The sequence below is a fragment of the Streptomyces recifensis genome, assembly GCF_002154615.1.
In the GTDB taxonomy this organism is placed as follows: Bacteria; Actinomycetota; Actinomycetes; order Streptomycetales; family Streptomycetaceae; genus Streptomyces; species Streptomyces griseoluteus.
Window position 1 is genome coordinate 1 of sequence record NZ_MUNH01000160.1, and the last position, 6,145, is coordinate 6,145.

Annotated in this window: 4 protein-coding genes and 1 pseudogene; all 5 read right to left on the reverse strand. The window is 69.7% G+C overall.

All coding sequences use genetic code 11. The annotated features are described in order from the left end of the window. On the reverse strand, positions 1-1,241 hold a 1,241-nt coding region (locus CCN33_RS10530; RefSeq protein ID WP_107483921.1), incomplete at its 3' end, for a pyridoxal phosphate-dependent aminotransferase. Between the two features lie 119 nt (positions 1,242-1,360). Beyond that, the gene (mmsB, locus tag CCN33_RS10535; RefSeq protein WP_086693391.1) at positions 1,361-2,593 is read right to left on the reverse strand and encodes a multiple monosaccharide ABC transporter permease; all 1,233 of its coding nucleotides are present in this window, start codon (positions 2,591-2,593) and stop codon (positions 1,361-1,363) included. Continuing rightward, complete coding sequence (gene mmsA, locus CCN33_RS10540) at positions 2,590-4,140, reverse strand: multiple monosaccharide ABC transporter ATP-binding protein (RefSeq protein WP_086693392.1); 1,551 nt, start codon at positions 4,138-4,140, stop codon at positions 2,590-2,592. Before mmsA ends, mmsB begins: the two co-directional genes overlap by 4 nt. Before the next feature lie 32 nt (positions 4,141-4,172). Next, entirely contained in the window at positions 4,173-5,291 is a 1,119-nt protein-coding gene (gene chvE, locus CCN33_RS10545) for a multiple monosaccharide ABC transporter substrate-binding protein (protein ID WP_086693393.1), read from the reverse strand. A gap of 59 nt (positions 5,292-5,350) precedes the next feature. Then, positions 5,351-6,130: pseudogene (locus CCN33_RS10550) on the reverse strand (hypothetical protein); the annotation flags it as partial. Positions 6,131-6,145 lie beyond the last annotated feature (15 nt).

The following is a 6,145-nucleotide window of genomic DNA, read 5'->3' on the forward strand; positions in this document are numbered from 1 at the left end:
CCGGCGGCCAGGGCGGCGGCGATGACGGGGGAGCCGGAGGAGGCGGTCAGCCGGGCTCCGGCGCCGTTCGTCTCGCCGACCAGCCGGTCCACCGCCGCCGTACCGGAGCTGTAGCCCAGCTCGGGCACCGCGGGCTCGTAGAGGACCTGCTCCAGGCCGGCCACCAGACGGTGGACGTCGGTCTCGGGGCGCACCACGAGCCGCAGGAAGCGGCTGGACGAACCGATCTTGTTGCCGCACTCGCGCACCAGAATCCGGTGCTCGGTGAGCAGCCGGTCCCGGACCACGGTGCCCTCGGCGCCCACAGGGAGGCGCACGAAGAGGAAGTTGCCCTGCGAGGGATAGACGGTGAGCCCCGGCAGCGCGGACAACTGGCTGGCCATCTCCAGCCGGTCGCGCCGCACCTGAAGCAGACTCTGCGTGTACTCGGCGCGGTGCTCCTTCAGCATGAACACCACGTACTCCGCGAAGGAGTTGAGGTTCCACTTGGGCAGCATCGAGCGGACCTTGTTCGCCAGGCCCGGATTGGCCACCAGATACCCGAACCGGATGCCGTGCAGCCCGAAGTTCTTGCCGAGGCTGCGCAGCACGATCACGTTGGGCCTGAGCATCGCCTCCTGCACCACACTCGGCTCCGCCTCGGCGTCCGCGAACTCCAGGAACGACTCGTCGATCACGACCAGGTCCAGATCGGCCATCGCGTCCATGAACTGCACCACCGACTGCCGGGGCAGGAAGCCGCCGTCGGGATTGTTGGGGTTGCAGAGGACCGCCACCCGCGTCCCCCGCGCCCGGATGAACTCGGCGTACCGGCCGAGGTCCAGCGCGAAGCCGCCTGCCTCCGGGAGCGGGAACATGTCGACCCGCTTGCCGGTCTCCATCGGCTGGTCGGTCCAGCGGCCGAAGGTCGGCACCGGCACCGCGAGCGACTCGCGGACCAGCAGATGGTCGATCCAGGTGATCAGCTCGGTCGACCCGTTGCCCATCGCCACGCACTGCGGCGGCAGCTGGAGCAACTGGCACAGCTCGGCCGTGATGGTGTCGGCGCTGCTCGGGTAGTACGTGATGATCTCGCGCAGCCGGGACGCCATCTCCTCGAACATCGCCGGCGTCGGGAAGTAGGGGTTGCAGGGGATGCAGAAGTCCACCGGACCCGCACCGTCGCTCTCCCGCACCAGCGCCGCCATCGAAGGGCTGTGCGCGGCGGTGCTGCGGAACAACGAGGTGACGTTGTCAGGCAAGGGGACCTCCGTCGAAGGGCGGCCCGCGCGGGGGACGCGGGCCACCCATCCATACGGAGGACTCCGGGGTGGTGTTCAACTCACCCTCGCTGTGACCTCCTTCACCCGGCGTACGCCCCTCACGCCCCCGACCTGCGCTTGTTCCAGACGTCGAAGCCGACCGCCAGCAGCAGCGCCAGCCCCTTGATGACCTGCTGCCAGTCGGTGCCGACGCTCAGCAGGTTCATCCCGTTGTTCAGCACCCCGAGCACCAGCCCGCCGATGATCGCGCCGAGCACCGTGCCGACCCCGCCGCTCATGGAGGCGCCGCCGATGAACGACGAGGCGATGGCCTCCAGCTCGAAGTTGACGCCCGCCTTCGGCGACGCCGCGTTCAGCCGGGCGGCGACCACCAGTCCGGCGAGCGCAGCGAGGACGCCCATGTTCAAAAAGACCAGGAAGGTGACCTTCTTGTCCTTCACCCCGGACAGCTTGGCCGCCGGCAGGTTGCCGCCGATCGCGTACACGTGCCGGCCGAAGACCGCGTTGCGCATGAGGTACCCGTAGCCGGCGACCAGCGCGCCGAGGGCGATCAGGATGATCGGGGCACCCTTGTAGCTGGCGAGCAGCAGGGTCAGGGCGAGGATCGCGCCGACCAGCGCGGCCAGCTTCAGCGCGAACAGCCTCAGCGGAGGCACCTGGAGCGCGAACTCCCGCTGCCTGCGCCGCCCTTGGACCTCCTGCCAGACCACGGCCGCGATCAGTGCCAGACCCAGCAGCAGCGTCGGATTGTGGTAGTCGGTGTCGGGGCCGAACGCGGGCAGGAAGCCGTTGCCGATCTTCTGCAGCCCGTCCGGGAACGGACCCAGGGTCTGCCCCTTCAGCAGGATCTCCGTCAGCCCCCGGAACAGCAGCATCCCGGCGAGCGTCACGATGAACGACGGGATACCGAGATAGGCGATCAGATACCCCTGTACCGCCCCCGCCGCCGCGCCCACCAGCAGACACAGCACCAGTGCCAGCGGCCAGGGCACGTCGTGCCGCACGCTCAGCACCGCCAGGAACGCCCCGACGAACGCGGTCAGCGAGCCCACCGACAGGTCGATGTGCCCCGAGATGATCACCAGCATCATCCCGATCGCCAGTACCAGGATGTAGCTGTTCTGCAGTACCAGGTTGGACACGTTGCGCGGCAGCAGCAGGTCCCCGTCGGTCCACACCGCGAACAGGACCACGATCAGGCCGAGCGCGATCACCATTCCGTACTGGCGCATGTTGCGGCGCAGGCCGTCCAGCATCAGCCGGAGCACGCCCGGCCCGGCGGGCGGTCCGCCGCGCTCCGGCGGGGCCGGGGCCGTCACGTCCGCGCTCATGGCGTCACCTCTTCGTCTCTGGTCATCAGGCGCATCAGCGCTTCCTGCGTGGCCCCGGCCCGCGGCACCTCGCCGGTCAGCCGGCCGGCGGCCATGGTGTAGATCCGGTCGCACATGCCGAGCAGCTCGGGCAGTTCGGAGGAGATGAAGACCACCGCCCGGCCCTCGGCCGCGAGCCGCCCGATCACGGTGTAGATCTCGTACTTGGCGCCCACGTCGATGCCCCGCGTCGGCTCGTCCAGGATCAGCACGTCCGGGTCCGCGAAGATCCACTTGCTGAGGACGACCTTCTGCTGGTTGCCGCCCGACAGCCGGCCCACCGGCTCCAGCACGGTCGGCGCCTTGATGTTCATGGCGGTACGGAATCCCTCCGCGGCCCGCCGCTCCGCGTGCTCGTCCACGATCCCGCGCCGGGCCACCTTGCCGAGCGCGGTCAGCGAGACGTTGCGGTGCACGGTGTCGATGAGGTTGAGCCCGTAGTGCTTGCGGTCCTCGGTGACGTACGCGATCCCGTGCCCCACCGCCTCCGCCACGGTCCGGGTACGGATCTCCCGGCCGTCCTTCAGCACCGTGCCGCCCGCGTACCGGCCGTAGGAGCGGCCGAACACGCTCATCGCCAGCTCGGTGCGGCCCGCGCCCATCAGCCCGGCGATGCCGACGATCTCGCCCCGGCGCACCTCGATGGACACGTCGTCGACGACCTTGCGCTGCCGGTCGATCGGATGCCGTACGGTCCAGCCGCGCACCTCGAGGGCCGGGGCCGTACCCGACTCCGGCTCATGGGGCGGGCGTTCGGGGAAGCGGTGGTCGAGGTCGCGGCCGACCATGCCCGCGATGATCCGCTCCTCGGTGGTCCCCGGCGCCCGTACGTCCAGCGTCTCCACCGAGCGGCCGTCACGCAGCACGGTCACCGAGTCGGCGACCTTGCGGATCTCGTTCAGCTTGTGCGAGATCACGATGCAGGTGATGCCCTGAGCCTTCAACTCAAGGATGAGATCGAGGAGTTTGCCGCTGTCCTCGTCGTTCAGGGCGGCCGTCGGCTCGTCCAGGATCAGCAGCCGCACCGACTTCGCCAGCGCCTTGGCGATCTCCACCAACTGCTGCTTGCCGACGCCGATGTCCGCGACCCGGGTCTCCGGATGCTCGTCCAGACCGACCCGGCGCAGCAGCGTCGTGGCGTGCCGCAGGGTCTGTGTCCAGTCGATCAGACCGCGGCGGGCGTGCTCGTTGCCGAGGAACAGGTTCTCCGCGAGGGAGAGATACGGCACCAGCGCCAGCTCCTGGTGGATGATGACGATGCCCTGCCGCTCACTGGCCCGGATGTCCCGGAACCGGCACTCCTCGCCCTCGAAGAGCACCTCGCCCTCGTAACTGCCGTACGGGTGGACCCCGGAGAGCACCTTCATCAGGGTGGACTTCCCGGCGCCGTTCTCCCCGCAGATGGCGTGCACCTCGCCCGGCCGGACGGTCAGGGTGACGTCGGACAGGGCGGTGACGCCGGGGAAGGTCTTGACGATCGAGCGCATCTCGAGAACGGGTCCCGCCATGGCCGCGCCTTCCAAGTCGTGTGGGAGAGCCGTCACTTGAGCTGGGACTCGGTGTAGTAGCCGCCGTCGACCAGGACCTCTCGGTAGTTGCCCTTGTCGACGCTGACCGGCTGCAGCAGATAGGCGGGCACGACCTTGGCGCCGTTGTCATAGGTCTTGGAGTCGTTGACCTCGGGCTTCTTGCCGCCCAGGGTGGCGTCCACCATGTTCGCGGCGACCTCGGCGAGCTTGCGGAGATCCTTGTAGACGGTCTGCGTCTGCTCCCCGGCGATGATCGACTTCACCGACGCCAGCTCCGCGTCCTGCCCGGTGACGACCGGCAGCGGCTTGCCCTTCCCGCCGTAGCCGTCCGACTTCAGCGCGGACAGGATGCCGATGGAGATGCCGTCGTACGGGGAGAGCACCGCGTCCACCCGGCCGGACCGGTAGGCCGAGGTCAGCAGGTCCTCCATGCGGTGCTGGGCGGTGGTGCCGTCCCAGCGGAGCGTGGTGACCTGGTTGAGCGCGGTCTGCCCGGACCGCACCACGAGCTGCTTCTTGTCGATGTAGGGCTGGAGCACCTTCATCGCGCCGCCGAAGAAGTACTTGGTGTTGTTGTCGTCGTTGGACCCCGCGAACAACTCGAGGGAGAACGGCCCCTTCTTGCCGCTGTCCAGCCCCAGCTTGTGCGCGATGTAGGTGCCTTGCAGCTCGCCGACCCTCTCGTTGTCGAAGGAGGCGTAGTAGTCCACGTTCTTGGTGCCGAGGATCAGCCGGTCGTAGGCGATGACCGGGATGTGGGCGTCGGCGGCCTCCTGGAGCACGTTGTTCAGGGACTTGTTGTCGATCGCCGCGATGATCAGGCCCTTGACGCCCTGGGTGATCAGGTTCTCGATCTGGGCGACCTGGGTGTCCGGGTCGTCCTCGCCGTAGACCAGCTTGGTCTTGTAGCCCTTGGCGCGCAGGTCCTTGACGACGTTGGCGCCGTCCGCGATCCAGCGCTCGGAGGACTTGGTCGGCATGGCGACGCCGATGGTGCCGCCCTTGGCGTCACCGCCCTTGTCCTCGGCTCCGCCCTCCCCGCTCTGCCCGCAGGCGGTCAGGGTGAGGGCGAGTACGGCGGTCGCGGCGAGAGCGACTCTGCGGGGGCGTGCGGTGTACCGGTCGCGCATGGGGAACCGTCCTTGTTCGTCTCGGCGTTGAGCGGGTCGGGCCGTGCGGTGGTGCGGGATCAGTCCGTGGCGGGGAAGCGGTGCAGCGGGCCGGGGAGGCGGGTGCCGAGCGGGGCCATGCCGCCGTCGGCGCCGTGCCGGGCGAGCAGGTCGAGGACCAGCCGGCCGCGCCGCACCCGCTCCCGCGCGGTGTCCAGGGCGACACCGCGGAGGTGGGCGCCCCAGGGGTAGATGCCGGGCGCCTTCGACAGGCCGAACTTCAGATACAGCGGGGCGCCCCGCCGGATCAGCTCGGCCACCTCGTACATCCGCACCTGGCCGCCCAGGTCGTCCGGTGCCTCGATGTACATGTCCATGGGGGCGGCGGACACCCGGCGGATCTCGGTGAGATGGGCAAGGGTGAGATCGCCGGGCACGTTGATCGAGTCCGCGCCCAGCCGCTCGAACACCGCGTAGGAGACCGGGTTGACCGGGCCGATCAGCGCGGAGACCTTCAGCGTGGTGTCCGCGGGGAGCACCCCCGACTCCCGCGCCCGGTGCAGCGCCCACAGCACGCCCTCGTCGGCCACCAGCAGGCAGCGCACGCCCAGTTCGGTCGCGCGCACCGCGTCCTCGACACAGCCGGCCACCGCGTCGTGGCCCCGGGCACGCGGACCGCCGCCGCGCGAGTCGGAGCGCACCGCGCCGCCGGTGTCCCAGGTGCCGCGCGGCCCGGTGAACAGGCACAGCTCGATGCCGCGCTCACGGGTCGCCCCGGCCATCTCGGTGATCTCGGCGTCCGTGAGCATCCAGACGCCGCTGCCCTGGCTGACCCGGTGCACCGGCACGTCCAGCCGTGCCGGTGCACCGGGTCA